13 protein-coding genes and 1 pseudogene are annotated in these 18,107 nt (G+C 68.0%); 3 read left to right on the top strand and 11 right to left on the bottom strand.

Annotated features, from left to right (window positions below):
• Position 1: 1 nt before the first annotated feature.
• From AAFL97_RS01580 to AAFL97_RS01565, 4 genes are all read right to left on the bottom strand, one after another.
• A complete protein-coding gene (locus AAFL97_RS01580) occupies positions 2 to 2,314 on the bottom strand; it encodes a putative bifunctional diguanylate cyclase/phosphodiesterase (RefSeq protein ID WP_341643456.1) in 2,313 nt (770 codons plus the stop codon).
• Positions 2,315 to 2,436: 122 nt separating this feature from the next.
• Positions 2,437 to 3,330: an FHA domain-containing protein gene (locus AAFL97_RS01575; RefSeq protein WP_341647072.1), complete on the bottom strand. Its 894-nt coding sequence runs from the start codon at positions 3,328 to 3,330 to the stop codon at positions 2,437 to 2,439.
• Between the two features lie 181 nt (positions 3,331 to 3,511).
• Positions 3,512 to 4,063, bottom strand: coding sequence for a ribose-phosphate pyrophosphokinase-like domain-containing protein (locus tag AAFL97_RS01570; protein WP_341643455.1), 552 nt, complete (start codon positions 4,061 to 4,063; stop codon positions 3,512 to 3,514).
• Positions 4,064 to 4,307: 244 nt separating this feature from the next.
• Positions 4,308 to 5,336 (bottom strand): DUF5924 family protein, encoded by a 1,029-nt coding sequence (locus AAFL97_RS01565; RefSeq protein WP_341643454.1) that lies wholly within the window; start codon positions 5,334 to 5,336, stop codon positions 4,308 to 4,310.
• Positions 5,337 to 5,558: 222 nt separating this feature from the next.
• Here AAFL97_RS01565 and AAFL97_RS01560 point away from each other — a divergent pair, with 222 nt between their 5' ends.
• Positions 5,559 to 6,518 carry an AEC family transporter gene (locus AAFL97_RS01560; protein ID WP_341643453.1) on the top strand — a complete coding sequence of 320 codons (960 nt, stop codon included), beginning with the start codon at positions 5,559 to 5,561 and terminating at the stop codon, positions 6,516 to 6,518.
• 20 nt (positions 6,519 to 6,538) lie between these two features.
• Complete coding sequence (locus AAFL97_RS01555; protein WP_341643452.1) at positions 6,539 to 7,195, top strand: HAD family hydrolase; 657 nt, start codon at positions 6,539 to 6,541, stop codon at positions 7,193 to 7,195.
• Here the strand turns inward: AAFL97_RS01555 and AAFL97_RS01550 are convergent.
• From AAFL97_RS01550 to ftsY, 7 genes and pseudogenes are all read right to left on the bottom strand, one after another.
• Positions 7,086 to 9,008: a diguanylate cyclase domain-containing protein gene (locus tag AAFL97_RS01550; RefSeq protein WP_341643451.1), complete on the bottom strand. Its 1,923-nt coding sequence runs from the start codon at positions 9,006 to 9,008 to the stop codon at positions 7,086 to 7,088. The genes AAFL97_RS01555 and AAFL97_RS01550 overlap by 110 nt on opposite strands.
• An 84-nt stretch (positions 9,009 to 9,092) precedes the next feature.
• Positions 9,093 to 10,976: an ABC transporter ATP-binding protein gene (locus AAFL97_RS01545; protein WP_341643450.1), complete on the bottom strand. Its 1,884-nt coding sequence runs from the start codon at positions 10,974 to 10,976 to the stop codon at positions 9,093 to 9,095.
• Positions 10,977 to 11,062: 86 nt separating this feature from the next.
• Positions 11,063 to 12,632 (bottom strand): annotated as a pseudogene (ahpF, locus tag AAFL97_RS01540) (alkyl hydroperoxide reductase subunit F).
• 128 nt (positions 12,633 to 12,760) lie between these two features.
• Positions 12,761 to 13,324: an alkyl hydroperoxide reductase subunit C gene (ahpC, locus tag AAFL97_RS01535; RefSeq protein WP_263460686.1), complete on the bottom strand. Its 564-nt coding sequence runs from the start codon at positions 13,322 to 13,324 to the stop codon at positions 12,761 to 12,763.
• Between the two features lie 226 nt (positions 13,325 to 13,550).
• Complete coding sequence (gene ftsX / locus AAFL97_RS01530) at positions 13,551 to 14,447, bottom strand: permease-like cell division protein FtsX (RefSeq protein ID WP_263460685.1); 897 nt, start codon at positions 14,445 to 14,447, stop codon at positions 13,551 to 13,553.
• Complete coding sequence (locus AAFL97_RS01525) at positions 14,444 to 15,139, bottom strand: cell division ATP-binding protein FtsE (protein ID WP_263460684.1); 696 nt, start codon at positions 15,137 to 15,139, stop codon at positions 14,444 to 14,446. Before AAFL97_RS01525 ends, ftsX begins: the two co-directional genes overlap by 4 nt.
• Positions 15,136 to 16,530 carry a signal recognition particle-docking protein FtsY gene (gene ftsY, locus AAFL97_RS01520; RefSeq protein ID WP_341643449.1) on the bottom strand — a complete coding sequence of 465 codons (1,395 nt, stop codon included), beginning with the start codon at positions 16,528 to 16,530 and terminating at the stop codon, positions 15,136 to 15,138. Before ftsY ends, AAFL97_RS01525 begins: the two co-directional genes overlap by 4 nt.
• A 164-nt stretch (positions 16,531 to 16,694) precedes the next feature.
• Here ftsY and AAFL97_RS01515 point away from each other — a divergent pair, with 164 nt between their 5' ends.
• A complete protein-coding gene (locus AAFL97_RS01515; protein ID WP_341643448.1) occupies positions 16,695 to 18,086 on the top strand; it encodes a M16 family metallopeptidase in 1,392 nt (463 codons plus the stop codon).
• The last annotated feature ends 21 nt before the right edge of the window (positions 18,087 to 18,107 follow it).

Here is an 18,107-nt window from a genome sequence, read left to right as displayed (position 1 = left end):
CCTATGCCGCGTGCGGCAGGGATTCCCGTCCCCGCAACAGGAAGCTCGCCCCGAGATAGGCGCTGAACTCCACCGGCGCCATCGGCTTCGCGAACAGATAACCCTGCGCCTCGCTGCAGCCGCGCTCGCGCAGGAAAGTCAGCTGGCCATGATCTTCCACGCCTTCGGCGACGGTCTTCAGCTTCAGGATCCGGCCGAGGTCGACGATCAGGTTGACGATCGCGGCATCGTCGGCATCGCTGGCCAGGTCGCGCACGAAGGCGCGGTCGATCTTCAGCTTGTCGATCGGGAAGCGGCGCAGGTAGGCAAGGCTGGAATAGCCGGTGCCGAAATCGTCGATCGCGATGCGCAGGCCGAGCGCCTTGAGCCGCCGCAAGGTGTCCAGCGTCGCGCCCGAACCGTCCTGCACCAGCAGCGATTCGGTCAGTTCCAGCTCGAGGTATTCGGCCGGCAGGCCGGTTTCGCCCAGGATGCGGCCGACCATTTCCACCGGATCGCCGCGATGGAACTGCAAAGCCGATACATTGACCGCCATCACCTCCAGCTCCAGCCCCTGATCGCGCCACTCGCGGGCCTGGCGGCAGGCCTCGCGCAGTACCCATTCCCCGATCGGAATGATCAGGCCGGACTCTTCCGCCAGCGGGATGAAGCGCGCCGGCGGCACGTTGCCGAGCTCGGCGCACTGCCAGCGCAGCAGCGCCTCCGCACCGACCACCCGGCCGCTGGCGAGGTCGACCTGGGGCTGATAGTGCAATGCCAGCTCACCGTGCTGGATGGCGTTGCGCAGATGATTCAGCATCGTCAGGCGCTCGTGCGCGTCGACGTTCATCTGCGCGGTGAAGAAACGGAAGACGTTGCGGCCGCTCGCCTTGGCCTGGTACATCGCAGTATCGGCACGCAGCAGCAGGCTGTCGAAATCCGCGCCGTCGTCCGGCTGAACGGCGATGCCGATCGAGCACGAGCAGCTCAGCGCATGGCCGTCGATGTCGCAGGGTTGCTGCACCGCGTCGATGATCTTCTGCGCGATCGCGGCGACCGCGCCGCGATCGCGCAGGCCCGACAGCACGACCAGGAACTCGTCGCCGCCCTGGCGGCTGATGGTGTCGCTCGCACGCAGGCAGGACGACAAGCGCCGGCCGATCTCCTGCAGGAAGCGATCACCCACGCCGTGGCCCAGGGTGTCGTTGATGATCTTGAAGCGGTCGAGATCGACGAACAGCAGCGCCAGCAGCGTCTGCTCGCGTTCGGCCAGCGCCATCGCCTGGTCGAACCGGTCCCTCGCCAGCACGCGGTTCGGCAGGCCGGTGAGCGGGTCGTGGGTTGCCGCACGCCGCAGCTGCGCCTGCGTCTCGCGCAATTCGCGCAGGTCGACATCGACGCAGTACATTTCCGCCTCGCCCAGCTCGTTGCGCAGCATGCTGTGGGAGGAGAACACCGGGACGAGTTCGCCGTCGCGATTGAGCAGTTCGATCTCGCTGGATGGAATCGGCTCGCCCTCGTCGACCCAGGCGCGGTGCAGGCGGACCACTTCGTCGCGGTCGGCAGGGGGAATGATCAGCTCCTCCAGGCGCCGGCCCAGGGCTTCTTCGCGCGAATAGCCGTAAAGCGCCTCGCTCGCGCCATTCCAGAACACGACCCGCCGGTCCGCGTCGTATCCTTGCACGGCAACATTGTTGAGACTCTCGAACAGGCTGCGACAGCGCTGCTCGCTGGCCTTGAGCCCGGTGATGTCGCGCACCACCGCGATGACGCCGACGAAGCGCCCCTCCTCGTCGACCATCGGCGACAGCTTGGCGCTGTACCAGCAACGCCCGCGCGGCAGCTCGAGCGCGTATTCGACCGACTGAGTCGAACGCTCGTCGCGTGTCCGCAGCAGCGCCTGGCCGATCTCGGCCGGCATGCCCACCTCGTCGGCGCCCTTGCCCATGAAGTGCTCGGGCGGCATCAGCAGTTCCGTGCGGTCGGGATAGTAGGCGTCGGCAAAGCGCAGCTTGTCGTCGAACACGAAGATCAGGTCGTCGAGCGACTCCAGCATTCGCCGCAAGCGCGCGGCGAGGTTGCGCGCCTTGGCGCGCGAGCGCTCGATGCGTGCGAATTGTTCGCGCATCAGGACATGGAGCAGAAGCCCGGTGGCAAGGACGAAAACCGCAGCCTTCCAGCTTTGCAGCCTGACGTAGGCAGCGGCATCGGCTGCGAGCCACAGCGCGACGGCGTCGGACAGCCCGACCCACAGCCCTGCCGCCACCATGTAGGGCACGACGATTCGCAACGCACGCCCGGTGGGGGAGACGGCGTCCAGCCATTTACAGTTCATGTTCCGCAACTCATTGAATCCGCGTACAGCTTGACGGCTGACGGCGGATTCGTCGCGGTAAAACCGCACGGGGTCGTGCAGCGGCGCGGCCAAGCCGCTGCCTGCGCGGCGCGTGCTGCGGTTCAGTCCTCGCCGAGGATCTGGAAACCGAGCGTGGGCGCGGTGAAGTCTTCCGGCTGGGCGCCGAGGCCGATCTCCCCTGCCCCGTACAGCGCGCAACTGTCGCGGCGCAGCATGACGGGCGCCGAGGAGCCGGCAAAGCGCACCCAGCTGCCGTTGCTGCTGAAGTCGGTGAAGGTGCACTGCCCGCCCGCCCATTCGATGCGCGCATGCCGGCGCGACACGCGGGGGTCATCGACGGCAAAACCTGCGCCTTCACCGCGCCCGACGATCAGCGGCCCTTCGCCCGAATACAGCACCGTCTGCTGGTCCAGCCTGTGGATGTCGATGCGCTGGATCGGCTGGCGGTCTTCCAGCAACTGGTTGAAGTCGAAACTCGCGGCCAGCGTCGATTCGGCGGTGCGCGCCCAGTCGACGCGCCACACCCGCATCGGCTCAGCCTTGCCCTTGATCATGATGCGGTCGAGGCTCTGGCATGCCAGCCGCTGAGCCTCCGGCAAGCCGTCGAAAGCCGCCTCGCCGATCAGCGTCTCGCCCGGCTGGGCACGGTCGCTGAGCCGGGCGGCGACATTCACCGCATCGCCGTAACAGTCGCCGTCGTGCTCGACGATGGGGCCCCGCTCGATGCCGGTCTTGACGCCGAGCGTGCCGCCCTGAGGCAGTCCGGGCACCTGCTCGCGCAGCACTTCCTGCATGCGCGACGCAGCTTCGACGGCAGCGAGCGTGTTGTCGAACAGCACCAGCACGCCATCTCCCAGGTATTTCACGAGCAGTCCGCCCGCGAGCGTGAGATGGCGGCCGATGGTCTGCGTACAGCGCGTGACGAGCCGCGTGGCAATCATGTTGCCCGCCGATTCAAAAAGACCGGTACTCCCCGTCAGGTCGGCAAATACCACGGTCCTTACCGATTGCTTCACACCTCTCCCCGCAGTGGATCATCGAAGCCGCGCGGGACAGGATGCTCCTTGCCGGCGCGACGAGGGTCCTGCCCATGCAGAAAGACAGGATGCTAGCACCAAGCCTTCTGAACGTCATCGCCTGCGCGACCAAAGGCGGGCACTTGACGGGGCGGGAAACTCAATCGGCGTGGATCGCGCGCAAGGCTTCAGCCAGTCGGGGGGCAAGGCATGCCGCCTTGCCCGGGTGGGTGATGCGCTCGGTGTTCCGGGCCTGCTCCGTGCCGGCCTCGTGCGGCAAGGCATGCGCATGCAGCACCGGCACGGCCTCGGCCAGCGACGAGACACGGTTCGGATGCGGATCCACCGTCAGCACCACGTCGAACAGGCCGGCGAGAAAACTGCCGACGATGTCCCGGCTGCCGGCCTCGCCGGGCAGGAACTCGTCGCCCTGCCGCATGTAGGCGAGACAGGGCGCGACCAGCGTGACGTGCTCGGCGCCCAGCCGGCCCGCGGCGCGCACCAGCAACAGCAATTCCAGCAGCTTCTCGTCGGGACGATGCAGGCTGCGATAGACGACCACCCTGCGCGGCAGGGACTGGGGCAGCCGCAGATGAAGCTCGTCATCGAGGAAGCGATGCCGCTCGATGACCGCGCACTCGACGCCCACAGCCCGGGCCAGGCGTTCCGCCTCCGGGGTTTCATCGTCAAAGTGCAACAGCAAGGTATCCATCAATACTCCACGAACAAATGCCGCAACGGTGCCGCGAAACGCAGGCAAGCGCCGATACGGGCAGGCGAGTGGAGGCTACACGCAGGCTTCCGCGGTTTGAAGGATCAAATGAGCCCGGGCGAGAAGCACGCCACGCTGGACATTTCCTCTGCTGCGGCAAGGCCGTTTCGGGCAGGCGGACGACGGTTTCCCGCTGCCGGGGCGGCGAATCGCCGGCGGTGTGCAAATGGGCGAACCCCGCCCCTCAGCCGCCGGCTGGCATGCCACTGACGCGGAAGCGCAGCGTACCGATCATCTGCTCGTCCCCGGTCAGCACCCTGACCTGCCAGCGGCCGGCCGGATTCTCCGGAAAGCGCTGCTTGTGCGTCCAGGCGCGGTAGCCTTCCTTGCGCCCGCCGCGGATGTCGAGGGCGATCCGGTCGATCTCGCGCCCTTCGTGGAGCCAGACATGCTGCACACGCTCCTGCAGGCCCAGCGGCGCGCTGATCGCGGTGTAGGCGTAGAGGCCCTGCGCCGCCAACTGGGCGGCGTCGATCTCGGCCAGACTGTCGGCCGGCGCCCGCTGCGCATCGTCGATCCTGCTGGCGAGCGCGACGTCGGTCAGGCGCAGCGTGGCCGGCGGCACCCACAGCCGCGCCAGCCAGCCCGTCGCCGCGAGCGCACCCATCAGCCCCACCACCAGCACCCCGCGCCACCAGCGCGGCACCGTGATCGAGCCGAGCAGGCTGGGAAAGGCGAGCAGCACCGCGATGCCCAGCGCAAGCTCGTAGCTGCGCGCGGTCGGCAGCTGCAGGATCAGCGGCATCGCCACCAGCAGCACCACGAACAGCGTCAGCGTGTGATAAGTGAGGAACAGCCAGCGCCGGGGCGCAAGCCGGCGGTAGTAGATCGGATCGATCAGCGCCACCAGCGCCGCCACGATCAGACCACCGGTGAACACCGCCTGGCCGCTGTTCCACGACGTGCTGGCAAGGAAGAAGGGCAAGGCGAAGAACAGGCTCTCCTGGTGGATCAGCTGGGTCGCATAGCGCAGCACCGGCGCCGGCAGGCGCAGGCCGAAACGGTCGAGCAGCATCTCGCTCAGCATCCGCTCCAGCACCAGCCAGACCCAGCCGAGCAGCATCACCAGCGCGATGATGCGGGCAAAGCCCTCGTGGCGATCGACCAGAAAGAAGCTCGCCACGCCGGAAACGAAGCCGAAGGCCGCGATCACGCCCGGATAGCGCCGCGCCAGAGCGACGAGCCGCAACAGTCGGTGCTTGAGAATGGGCATTGGCGGAAAGAAGAAGGACGGCACGGAACGCAGGGGCTGCCAAACATACCGCAGGCTTCGCCCGGACAGGCACATGCTCAGGAATTCTTTCCATTCGGCCGGAGATGCGCGAACGGCGGCCGGCCGGCCCGAAAACGGGACGGGATGCGGTAGAGTGCGCCCTGATCGCCCCGCCCAGAGCGGGAGGCAGAACAACAATCACATTCCTCTCCCCCCTGCACGATGCTAGAAATCCTTGCCATCATCGGCCCCGTATTCATCATCATCGCCATCGGCTTCATCTCCGTCCGCGCAGAAGTCGTCAGCAAGGCCGAGTGCCGCGGTCTCGGCAAGTTCGTGATCACCTTCGCCCTGCCGGCGATGATGTTCAGAGCCCTGTCGGAACGCTCGTTCGCCGAGGTCATGAACACCGACTACCTGCTCGCCTACACCCTCGGCTCGCTCGCCTCCTTCGCCTTCGGTTTCGGCTGGGCGCGCTGGCGGCAAGGCGAGAACCTGCCGGCCAGCGCGATCCGCGGCCTCGGCACCTCGGTATCGAACGGTTTCATCTGCTACGCCGTGCTGCTGCAGTTTCTCGGCCCGGCGAGCATCGTGGCCCTGGCATTGACCTTCATCGTCGAGAACATCCTGCTGATCCCGCTGGTGCTGGCCATCGCCGAGAGCAGCGGCAGCAGCGGGCAGAAATTCCATCGCGTCGTGCTGCAGACCCTCGGCAGGCTGGCGAAGAATCCGCTGATCCTGTCCATTGCCGCCGGCGTGAGCTGCGCCATGCTCGAAGTCAAGCTGCCCGGCCCGCTGGCGAAAGTGGTGGAGCTGTTCGCCCTCAGCGCGGTTTCGGTGGCGCTGTTCGTCATCGGCGGCACGCTGGTGGGGCAGAAACTCGGCGGCATGGTCGACAAGATCGGCATCGTCACCTTCGGCAAGCTCGTCATCCATCCGCTGGCCATATTCATCGCCTTCCTGCTGGTGGCGCCGGTCGACCCCGTGATGCACGCCGCCGCACTCACCATCGCCAGCATCTCCATGCTCAGCATCTACCCGATCCTGGGGCAGAAATACGGCCAGGAAGGCATTTGCGCCGCTACCCTGGTGGCAACCACCACGCTGGCCTTCCTGACCATCAGCACGATGATCTGGCTCATCCGCTCAGGCATCGCGATACCCGGCTTCACCGCCTCCTGACCGATTCGGAGCACGCCGCCATGCCCACCTACCGCCACATCCTGTTCGATCTGGACGGCACCCTGATCGACTCCGCACCCGCCATTCTCGCCAGCTACCGCGACGCTTTCGCCGCTGCCAGCCGCAGCCCCGCGCGCACGATCGACGCCTCCATCGTCGGCCCGCCGCTGACCGAGACCCTGCAGATGCTGGCAGGCAGCACCGACCCTGCGCTGATCGCCCCGCTGGCCGAAGGCTTCAAGGCCAGCTACGACAGCACCGGCTACCTGCAGACGGCGGCCTATGCCGGCGTCGGCGAGATGCTGGCCCGGCTGGCGGCAGGCGGCCGCCGCCTCGCCATCGCCACCAACAAGCGTCTCCACCCCACGCAATTGATCCTGCAACACCTCGGCTGGGCGCACCATTTCGACGCCGTCTATGCACTGGACATGTTCGAGCCACGCCTGCCCGACAAGGCCGCGATGATCGCGCGCCTGCTCGCCGACCGCGGCATTGCGCACGCGGAGGCGGTCTATGTCGGCGATCGTGCCGAAGACGGCGAATCCGCCGACGCCAACCGCCTGCCCTTCATCGCCGCGACCTGGGGCTACGGCAGCCTGCAGGCCGGCGACATGGCGGCGCACTGGCAGGCGGCAGCCAGTCCGGAAGCGCTTGCGGACACGCTGCTCGGAGCCTGAGGCCCATACCACCGGAAACCGTCCCCGTAGGCGCGGCTTCAGGCCTTTTCGCCGGCCGGCCAGCCGTCGGGCGGATACACGCACCAGCCCCTCCGCCTTTCCGCTTGACCGCGTAAAGTGCCTGGTCGGCGCAGCTTTCGAGGCTGGCGCGATCGTCGCCATGCAGTGGCGACAGCGCGATCCCGACCGAACCGGACACCCGTGCCTCGCCCTGCTCCAGCATGAAGGGCAGGGCCAGTGCGGCGCAGATGCGCTGCGCCGCTTCCCGGGCATCCTCGGCGCCGCCCACTTCGAGCAGGATGGCGGCGAACTCGTCGCCGCCGAAGCGGGCCACGGTATCCGATTCGCGCACGCAGGCGGCGATCCGGCTGCCGGCCTCGATCAGCAGGGCGTCGCCCGCCGGGTGGCCCAGGCTGTCATTGACCGCCTTGAAGCGGTCGAGGTCGATGAACAGCACCGCGAACAGGCCGCCGCTGCGGCGGATCTTCGCCAGCGCGGCCTCGAGCCGGTCCTGGAACAGCGCGCGGTTGGGCAGGCCGGTCAGGGCGTCGTGGTCGGCGCGGTACTGCATGCGCTGTTCGGCCTCCTTGCGCAGCGTGATGTCGGTCAGCGTCGCGACGAAGGTTTCAGCCTCGCCCGCCAGGCTGGCCCGCGTGATCGACATCCACTGCACATAGGCGTCGCCGCTCTTGCGCCGGTTCCAGATTTCACCCTGCCAGCGCCCGCCATCGGCCAGCGCGTCGCGGATGCCGTCGAAGAAATCCTGCCCGTGGCGCCCCGCCCCGAGCAGATCCAGCCCGCGGCCACGCACTTCGTCCTCGCCGTAGCCGGTGATCGCGGTGAAGGCCGGGTTGACCTGCACGATCCGCATCCGGTCGTCGATCAGCATGATCCCCTCGGCCGTGCTGTCGAAGATCGCCCGGTAGCGTGCCTCGCTGGCAGCGAGGCGGCGCTGGTCGCGCTGGCGCCGATCGATCTCGCGCGCCAGCCCGAGGTTGCTCGCCTCCAGCTCGCCGGTGCGCTGCGCGATCAGTTGCTCCTGCTCGGCATTGACGCGGGCGATGGCGCGCACGTGGCGCCGCGCGGTGGCGAAGACGTAGTGGATCGATCCCGCCACGAACACGAAGGCCGCCAGGAACATCCAGGCGACGCGCCGGCGCTGGGCGTCGCGCACGGCCAGCAGCGGGGCGGCGGGCATGGTCACCGAGATGCCGCCGCGGATGTCGCCGAGGCGATAGCCGTCGGCAGCGTGGCATTGCAGGCAGGACTCGACCACGTACAGCGGCGCCATGTAGCGATGGGCCGCGCCGGCCTCGGTATCGACCAGCGCCAGGCGCTCCGGCACGCCGCGCTCGAACGCGGCCAGCGCCTCGGCTTCCCAGGGGTCGGGCCGGTTGGCCGGGCGCAGCGGCCGCAGGCTGGTGAGGTGCAGCCGGATGCCGCCGACCCGCTCCGCGAGTTCGGCGAGCTGCCGCGTCATGATGGCCGGATTGACCATCGTCAGGCGCTGCCCGTCCAGCGTGACGACGTCGCGCCGGGGATGGGCGAGATGGGGGTTGGGCTGGCTGTCGTCCGTCGTCAGCACATAGACGCCGCCATGGCTGGCGTTCCAGTCGCGCGTGGTCTCGACCAGGCGGAACAGGGTCTCGCCCCGTTCGCGCGCAACCGCCATCGACGCCCGGTCGACCTGCCGCAGTTCGGTCCATAGCAGGCCGCCGAACAGCAAGGCGACCAGCAGGTGGACGAACACGAGACTGCGGCAGTACCGGGCATCGTTCCCGTGGGCGGTGGAGAGCAAAGACTTGGATGTCATGGTTTCCGGTGCACAATGCCTTGCCGTCGCCGAAGCGGCAAGCATGCCCGCGCCAGCGCCGGCCGCAGGCGCGGACGGCGGCGTTCAGGCCGGCGTGGACGCGAGACCGGCGATCTCGTCGTCCTCGGTCGCCTCGCCGATGAAGCCGCCGCTCTGCCGTGCCCACAGCCGTGCATACAGGCCGCCGCGCGCGAGCAGGCTGCGGTGGTCGCCCTCCTCGACGATGCGCCCCTTGTCCATCACCACCAGCCGGTCCATCGCCGCGATGGTCGACAGCCGGTGGGCGATCGCCACCACCGTCTTGCCTTCCATCAGGCGGTACAGGCTGGCCTGGATCGCCGCCTCGACTTCGGAGTCGAGCGCGCTGGTGGCCTCGTCGAGCAGCAGGATCGGCGCATCCTTGAGCATCACGCGGGCGATGGCGATGCGCTGGCGCTGGCCGCCGGAGAGCTTCACGCCGCGCTCGCCGACGTGGGCGTCGTAGCCGATGCGGCCTTTCGGGTCGGTGAGGCCGAGGACGAAATCGTGCGCTTCGGCACGCTTCGCGGCCGAGATCATCTCGGCCTCACCCGCATCCGGACGGCCGTACAGGATGTTGTCGCGCACCGAGCGGTGCAGCAGCGAGGTGTCCTGCGTCACCATGCCGATCTGCGCGCGCAGGCTGTCCTGCGTCACCGTGGCGACGTCCTGGCCGTCGATCAGGATGCGGCCCTGGTCGATGTCGTAGAAGCGCAGCAGCAGATTGACCAGCGTGGACTTGCCGGCGCCCGAGCGTCCGACCAGGCCGATCTTCTCGCCCGGCCGGATCGTCAGCGACAGGTCGTCGATGATGCGTTGCGCCTCCGGCCCGGTCGCACCGTAGGCGAAGCCCAGGTGCTCGAAGCGGATCTCGCCCCGGTCCACCACCAGCGGCTTCGCATCCGCGCGATCGACCACCGCATGCGGGCGCGACAAGGTGTTGATGCCGTCCTGCACGGTGCCGACGTTCTCGAACAGCGAGGCCATCTCCCACATCACCCAGTGCGACATGCCGTTCAGGCGCAGCGCCATCGCCGTCGCCGCCGCCACCGCGCCGACGCCGACCTGGCCCTGGCTCCACAGCCACAGCGCGAGGCCGCCGGTCGACAGGATCAGCAGCATCGACAAGCTGTGGTTGACGATCTCGATGCAGCTGACCAGCCGCATCTGCGCATGCACGGTGTGCATGAACTCCTGCATCGCACTGCGTGCGTAGCCCGCCTCGCGGCCGGCGTGGGAGAACAGCTTCACCGTGGCGATGTTGGTGTAGGCATCGGTGATGCGGCCGGTCATCAGCGAACGCGCGTCGGCCTGGGCCCGCGCCACTTTCGACAGCCGCGGCACGAACCAGCGCAGCGACACCGCGTACAGCGCCAGCCAGCCGAGAAAGGGCAGCAGCATCCACAGATCGAAGCTCGCCACCACCGCGGTGAGGGTGACGAAGTAGATGACGACGAAGACCAGGATGTCGGTCATGATCAGGCAGGTGTCGCGCACCGCCAGCGCGGTCTGCATGACCTTGGCCGACACCCGGCCGGCGAACTCGTCCTGGTAGAAGCTCATGCTCTGGCCGAGCATCAGGCTGTGGAACTTCCAGCGCAGCCGCATCGGGAAATTGCCCGCCAGCGCCTGGTGCTTGAGCATGGTCTGCACGGCCACCAGCACGATGCTGCCGGACACGATCGCCGCCAGCCACAGCAGCTTGCTACCTTCGTCGGCCCACAGCCGCGCCGGCTCCATCGCCGCCAGCCAGTCCACCACCTTGCCCAGCATCGCGAACAGCAGCGCCTCGAAGGCGCCGATGGCCGCGGTCAGCAGCATCATGCCGAGGATGAAGGGCCGCGTGCCTTCGGTCGCCGCCCACAGGAAGGCGAAGAAGCGCTTCGGCGCGGGCTGCGGCGGCGTCTCGGGATAAGGATCGACACGGCGCTCGAACCAGTTGAAAAGCAAGGGAATTCTCCGTCAGAAAGGGGCGGCGCCGGAAAGCGAAAATGCCCCGCAGCAGGCGGGGCATTCTACGACAGTGCGGCAGCGGATCAGGCCGGCGCGCTGGTCCGGATCAGGTGGTCGAAGGCCGACAGTGCCGCCTTGGAGCCTTCGCCCATGGCGATGACGATCTGCTTGTACGGCACCGTGGTGCAGTCGCCGGCGGCGAACACGCCCGGCACCGAAGTCTGGCACTTCGGATCGACGACGATCTCGCCGAAGCGGCTCAGCTCGATCGTGTCCTTCAGGAAGTCGGTGTTCGGCAGCAGGCCGATCTGGACGAAGATGCCTTCCAGTTCGATGCGGTGCGGCTCGCCGGTCTTGCGGTCGGTACTACACCAGGCCGTTCACCTTCTCGCTGCCGGTGACTTCGGTGGTCAGCGCGCTCTTGATCACGGTGACGTTGGCCAGGCTGTAGAGCTTCCGCTGCAGCACCGCGTCGGCACGCAGATCGTCGGCGAACTCCAGCAGCGTGACGTGGCCGACGATGCCGGCGAGGTCGATCGCCGCCTCGACGCCCGAGTTGCCGCCGCCGATCACCGCCACGCGCTTGCCCTTGAACAGCGGGCCGTCGCAGTGCGGGCAGTAGGCCACGCCCTTGCCGCGGAACTCCTGCTCGCCGGGCACGTTCATTTCGCGCCAGCGTGCGCCGGTGGCGAGGATCACCGTCTTCGCCTTCAGCGACGCACCGTTTTCCAGCTGCACTTCGGCCAGCGTGGCGCCGTCCGCGCTGCCCGGCACCAGCTTGGCCGCGCGCTGCAGGTTCATGACGTCGACTTCGTACTGCTTGACGTGCTCTTCGAGCGCCATCACCAGCTTCGGCCCTTCGGTTTCCTTCACCGAGATGAAGTTCTCGATCGCCAGCGTGTCCATCACCTGGCCGCCGAAGCGCTCGGCGACGATGCCGGTGCGGATGCCCTTGCGCGCGGCATAGATCGCCGCCGCGGCACCGGCCGGGCCGCCGCCGACGATCAGCACGTCGAAGGCTTCCTTGGCCGACAGCTTCTTGGCGTCGCGCGCCGCAGCGCCGGTGTCGACCTTGGCGAGGATCTCGCCCAGCTCCATGCGGCCGGCGCCGAATTCCTCGCCGTTCAGGTAGACCGTCGGCACCGCCATGATCTGGCGTGCCTCGACTTCCTGCTGGAACACGCCGCCATCGACCATGGTGTGGCGGACGTTGGGGTTCAGGACCGCCATCAGGTTCAGCGCCTGCACCACGTCGGGGCAGTTGTGGCAGGACAGCGAGATGTAGGTGACGAACTCGAAGTCGCCTTCGAGGCTCTTGATCTGCTCGATCACCTCGGCCTCGACCTTGGGCGGATAGCCGCCGGCCTGCAGCAGGGCGAGGATCAGCGAGGTGAATTCATGGCCCATCGGCAGGCCGGCGAAACGCACGCGCGCCTCGCCGCCCTTGGGGCCGACCGAGAAGGACGGCTTGCGCTCGTCGCCGTCGCGGCGTTCGATCAGCGTGATCAGGTTGGACTGCTCGGCGACGTCGCGGAGCAGCTCCTGCATTTCGTGCGACTTCGGACCATCGTCCAGCGACGCCACGATCTCGATCGGCTGCGTCACCCGTTCCAGATAGGCTTTCAGTTGAGTCTTGATGTTGGCGTCCAGCATGATGGCTTCTTCCTTCAAAAGTACGGTCGCCGCTGTTTACGGCGATCCTGATACGACACAGCCGGCACTCGGCCGGCTGTGGAGCGGGCAGCCCGGGCCGGATGGGCCCGGACGGTGCGACGATGGACTCAGATCTTGCCGACCAGGTCGATCGACGGCGCCAGCGTCTTTTCGCCTTCCTTCCACTTCGCCGGGCACACTTCGTTCGGGTGGGCGGCGACGTACTGGGCGGCCTTCAGCTTGCGCACGGTTTCGGTGACGTCACGGGCGATGGCGTTGTCGTGCACTTCCATCGTCTTGATGATGCCTTCCGGGTTGACGATGAAGGTACCGCGCAGGGCCAGGCCTTCTTCCGCGATATGCACGTCGAAGGCGTTGGTCAGCTGGTGGGTCGGGTCACCGACCAGGGCGAACTGGGCCTTGCCGACGGCCTGCGAGGTTTCGTGCCACACCTTGTGCGAGAAGTGGGTGTCGGTGGTGACGATGTAGACTTCGGCACCGGCCTTCTGGAACTCGCCGTAGTGCTCGGCGGCGTCTTCGATTTCGGTCGGGCAGTTGAAGGTGAAGGCGGCCGGCATGAAGATCAGCACGGACCACTTGCCCTTCAGGTCGGCGTCGGTGACTTCGATGAACTTGCCGTTCTTGTAGGCTTGGGCTTTGAAAGGCTTGACTTCGGTGTTGATCAGCGACATCTGACATCCTCCAGAGGGGGTTGATGAAACGGGGGCGTTGAACTGATGGAGCGAAGTTTAGACCGGTTCGATGGATTGCTCTAATTGATAATCGAGATACGGACGATTCAATCTCGCTATCGACAAGCCCTTCATGAATGGTCATCTCCAATCGCTCGCCAGCATACAGCAAGCATGTTGCGGCAAGACCGGCGATCCCATCGAACTGGGGGCGAAGCCCGGAAAATCAAGTGCTGGCGAGATGCCGGCGCACTGAAATGACCGCGCCCAGCCAGCCGAGGAAGGCCGCGAAGGCGACGATCGCCAGCGACGCGCGCCAATCCGGGCCGCCGAGCTGGAACACCGCGCCGTAGGTCTGCGCCAGCCGCGCCACCGGCTGCCCCAGCGCCTGCACGCCGAGCCACACCGTGCCGAGCGCGACCAGGCCGCCGAGCGCGCCCTGCAGCCCGCCGAACCAGTAGAAGGGCCGGCGGATGAAGGGGTCGGTGGCGCCGAGCAGGCGGCTCACTTCGATTTCCTGGCGCTGGGTCAGGATCTGCAGGCGGATGGTGTTGAAGGTGACGATGACGAGGGCGAAACCGAGCAGCCCGGCCAGCATCAGCACCGCGGAGCGCCCCAGCTCCAGCAAGGCATGCAGGCGCGCGACCCAGGCCGAGTCGAGCTGCACGTGGGCCACCTTGGGCCAGTTGCCGATGTCCGCCGCCATCTGCTCGAACAGTTCGGGGTCCTCGCCCTGCGGCGTCAGCACGAAGGCATCGGGCAGCGGATTGTCGCCCAGCCCGGCCAGCACGTCGCCCAGGCCGCTGGCGGTGAGCTGACCGAGCGCTTCGTCGCGGGCGACGAAGCGATAGCTGGCCAGCGCCGGCATGGCCTTGAGCCTGGCCTCGATCGCCTCGGTGTCGGCCTTTTGCGCCTGGGTGTCGAGGAAGACGCTGATTTCCGGCGTGCCCGACACGCCGCGCGCCAGCGAGGCGACGTTGTCCAGCAGCAGGTAGCCGCCGCCGGGCAGCGACAGCGCGATCCCGACCACCAGCGCCGACAGCAGGGTGCCGACCGGCTGGCCGAACAGGCGGCGCAGCGCATCGGCGATCGCCCGCACGTGCAGATACAGCCAGTGGCTCATGCGAACACCTCATCCGCAGTGCTGCCGATTGGGCGGTTGTCCTCGCTCAGCATGCCCTTCTCCAGCACCAGCCGGCGCGGCTGGCTGGCAGCGAACAGCGAGGCGTCGTGGGTGCTGACCAGCACCGTGACGCCCGCCTCGTTGAAGGACAGGAACAGCTCGGCGATGTCCGCCGCATAGGCCGGGTCGAGGTGGGCGGTGGGTTCGTCGGCGATCAGGATGGATGGCCTGTTGACGATCGCGCGCGCGATCGCCACCCGCTGCTGCTCGCCGCCCGACAGCCCTGCCGGCACTTCCTTGCCGCGCCCGTTCAGGCCGACGCGATCGAGCGCGGCGGCTACCCGCTTGGCGGCGTCGCGCGGCGGATGGCCGGTGATCACCAGCGGCAACATGACGTTGTCGAACACGCTGCGGTCGAACAGCAGCCGGCTTTCCTGCAGCACCAGGCCGAGGTTGCGGCGCAGGTAGGGAATCGCCGCCTTCGGCAGATGCGACACGTCCTGGCCGTTGATCAGCACGCGGCCGGCACTCGGCCGTTCGATGACCGGGATCAGCTTCAGCAGCGTGCTCTTGCCGGCGCCGGAATGGCCGGACAGCACCACCAGCTCGCCATGGCGAATCGCAAAGTCGACGCCGGCCAGCGCCGTGTAGCCGCCCGCATAGCGTTTGGCCACGTCCTCGAAGACGATCATGAACGTTCGCCTTCTCCATTCCGCACAGTACCCGCGGCAGGCTCGAACAGCGCGTCGACGAATTCGCGCGCCTTGAACGGCTGCAGGTCGTCGATGCCTTCGCCGACGCCGATGAAGCGCAAGGGCTTCGGGCACTGGCGCGCGATCGCCGCCAGCACGCCGCCCTTGGCGGTGCCGTCGAGCTTGGCCACGACCAGGCCGGTGACGCCGATCGCCTTGTCGAAAGCCTTGACCTGGGCCAGCGCGTTCTGGCCGATGTTGGCGTCGAGCACCAGCAGCACCTCGTGCGGACCACTCGGGTCGGCCTTGGCGATGACGCGCTTGACCTTGGCGATCTCTTCCATCAGGTGGAGCTGGGTCGGCAGCCGGCCGGCGGTATCGGCCAGCACGATGTCGATGTTGCGCGCGCGCGCGGCGTTGATCGCGTCGAAGATCACTGCCGCGGCATCACCGCCGTCCTGCGCTACCACGGTGACCTTGTTGCGCTCGCCCCAGGTCATCAGTTGCTCGCGCGCCGCGGCACGGAAAGTGTCGCCGGCGGCCAGCAGCACGCTCTTGCCCTGGGCCTGGAAATGCTTGGCCAGCTTGCCGATCGAAGTCGTCTTGCCGGCGCCGTTGACGCCCGCGATCATGATCACGAAAGGCTTGTGGGTGCCGGCGTCGAGCGGCTCTTCGAGCGGTGCGACGATGGCCTGCAGGCCGTCGGCCAGCGCCTTCTGCAGTTGATCGGCGGTTTCCAGCCGGTCGCGCTTCCAGCGCAGGCGCAGGTCGTCGATCAGGTGCTGGGTGGCCTCGACACCGCAATCGGCCATCAGCAATGTCGATTCGAGCTCCTCGAGCAGTTCTTCGTCGATCTTGCGGCGGCCGAACAGGCTCGCCAGGCCACCGCCCAGCTGCTGCCGGGTGCGGGCCAGGCCGGCCTTGAGGCGGTCGGTCCAGGAGCGCCTGGCCGGTGCTTCGGCAGCGGCCGGAACATCAGGCTCATCGGCGGGCACGGCTGGCTCGGCGATTTCTTCGACGGCGGCCGGCATATCCACCGGCTCGGGCTCGATGGCGGCCACGGGCTCTTCGGTGGCAGCGGCAGGCTCGGCCACTTCGGCGACCGGCGGCAGGATTGCGGACTCGACTACGGCTTCAGCCGTGACTTCGGGCGGGGTTTCGACGACAGGCGCGGACCCGGTGAGCGGCGCGGCCGCCTCCTCCACCCACGACTCGGCAGGCTTATCGAGGCGCTCGGCGGGCAGTTGCCGAGCGGCAGCTTCTTGCTCCGCTCCGGGCACGACATCGGGGCCTGCATCGGCCGATACCTGTTCGGCAAGGTCCTCGGCCGGCGGCTGGCCGGCTTCGGTTTGCCCGGTCTTGCCGAACTTCTTCTTCAGGAAACCAAACATTACACGCTCGGGTCAGAGGGAACGTTTCGCGTCGGCAGCGCCCCACGCCAGCCGTGGGCACCCGCAACCGATCACGTTAAGATGCGGCTCCCCGTCCGGCCGGCGCACACTGCGCGCCCGGCCCGGCGGAGCGCCGCGAATTCTAACAGATGCAGGACATCCCCATGTTTCTCCACACGTTTGCCCGCGCCCTGGTCATCGGCGGCATCGCCGCCGCGCCGCTGCTCACGCCTTCGGGCGCGCTTGCCAATCCCTTCGAGACCACGCTCACCAACGGCATGAAGGTCATCGTCAAGGAAGACCGCCGCGCGCCGTCGGCGGTGCACATGGTGTGGTACCGCAGCGGCTCGATGGACGAACCCGAAGGCGTGTCCGGCGTCGCCCACGTGCTCGAGCACATGATGTTCAAGGGCACCAGGAACGTCGGCCCCGGCGAGTTCAACAAGCGGGTAGCCGCCGTCGGCGGGCGCGACAACGCCTTCACCGGCAAGGACTACACCGCCTATTTCCAGCAGGTGCCGCCGGACCGGCTGAGCGAGATGATGGCGCTCGAAGCCGACCGCATGCAGCACCTGGTGCTGGACGACGAAGCCTTCCGCCGCGAGCTCGAAGTGGTCAAGGAAGAGCGCCGCCTGCGCACCGACGACCAGCCGCGGGCGCTGGTCTACGAACAGTTGATGGCCACCGCCTTCAAGGCCCATCCCTACCGCCGCCCGGTGATCGGCTGGATGCCCGACCTGGAGGCGATGCAGCCCGAGGATGCCCGCGAGTGGTATCGCCGCTGGTATACGCCGGCCAATGCCTACCTGGTGGTGGTGGGCGACGTCGACCACCGCCGCGTGTTCCGCGACGCCGAACGCTACTACGGCCCGATCTCCGCACGCCCGCTGCCCGCCCGCCGCATCTCCGCCGAACCCGTCCAGCAGGGGCCGCGCCAAGCGGTGGTGAAGGCGCCGGCCGAACTGCCCTACCTGAGCATGGCCTGGCACGTGCCCGCCATGCGCGACCCGGCACGGGATCGCGACGCCTACGCGCTGCAGGTGCTGTCGGCCGTGCTCGACGGTTACGACGGCGCCCGCCTGACCCGCAGGCTGGTGCGCGACAGCGGCCTGGCGCTGTCCGCCGGCGCCGGCTACGACGGCAGCGGCCGCGGCCCGGCGCTGTTCTACCTCGACGGCGTGCCGGCTCCCGGCCACTCGGTCGACGAGCTCGAAGCCGCCCTGCGCGCCGAACTGCAGCGCATCCGCGACGAAGGCGTGAGCGAGGCCGAGCTTGCCCGGGTCAAGACCCAGGCCGTGGCCAGCCGGGTCTACAAGCGCGACTCGCTGATGGGGCAGGCGATGGAAATCGGCTACATGGAGTCGGCCGGCCTGTCGTGGCGCGACGAAGAGCTGCTGCTCGAAGGCCTGCGCAGCGTCACCGCCGAGGAAGTCCGCCGCGTGGCACAGCGCTACTTCAGCGACGACAGCCTGAACATCGCCCGCCTCGACCCTCAGCCGCTCGAGACGCAGGCACCCCGGCAGCCGCGCTCGCCGCTCGCGCCGGCGCATCACTGATCGCTTCCGCCAACCGACGGA

Source organism: Thauera sp. SDU_THAU2 (assembly GCF_038260575.1).
Taxonomy (GTDB): Bacteria; Pseudomonadota; Gammaproteobacteria; order Burkholderiales; family Rhodocyclaceae; genus Thauera.
This window is presented reverse-complemented; position numbering and strand designations above follow the sequence as displayed.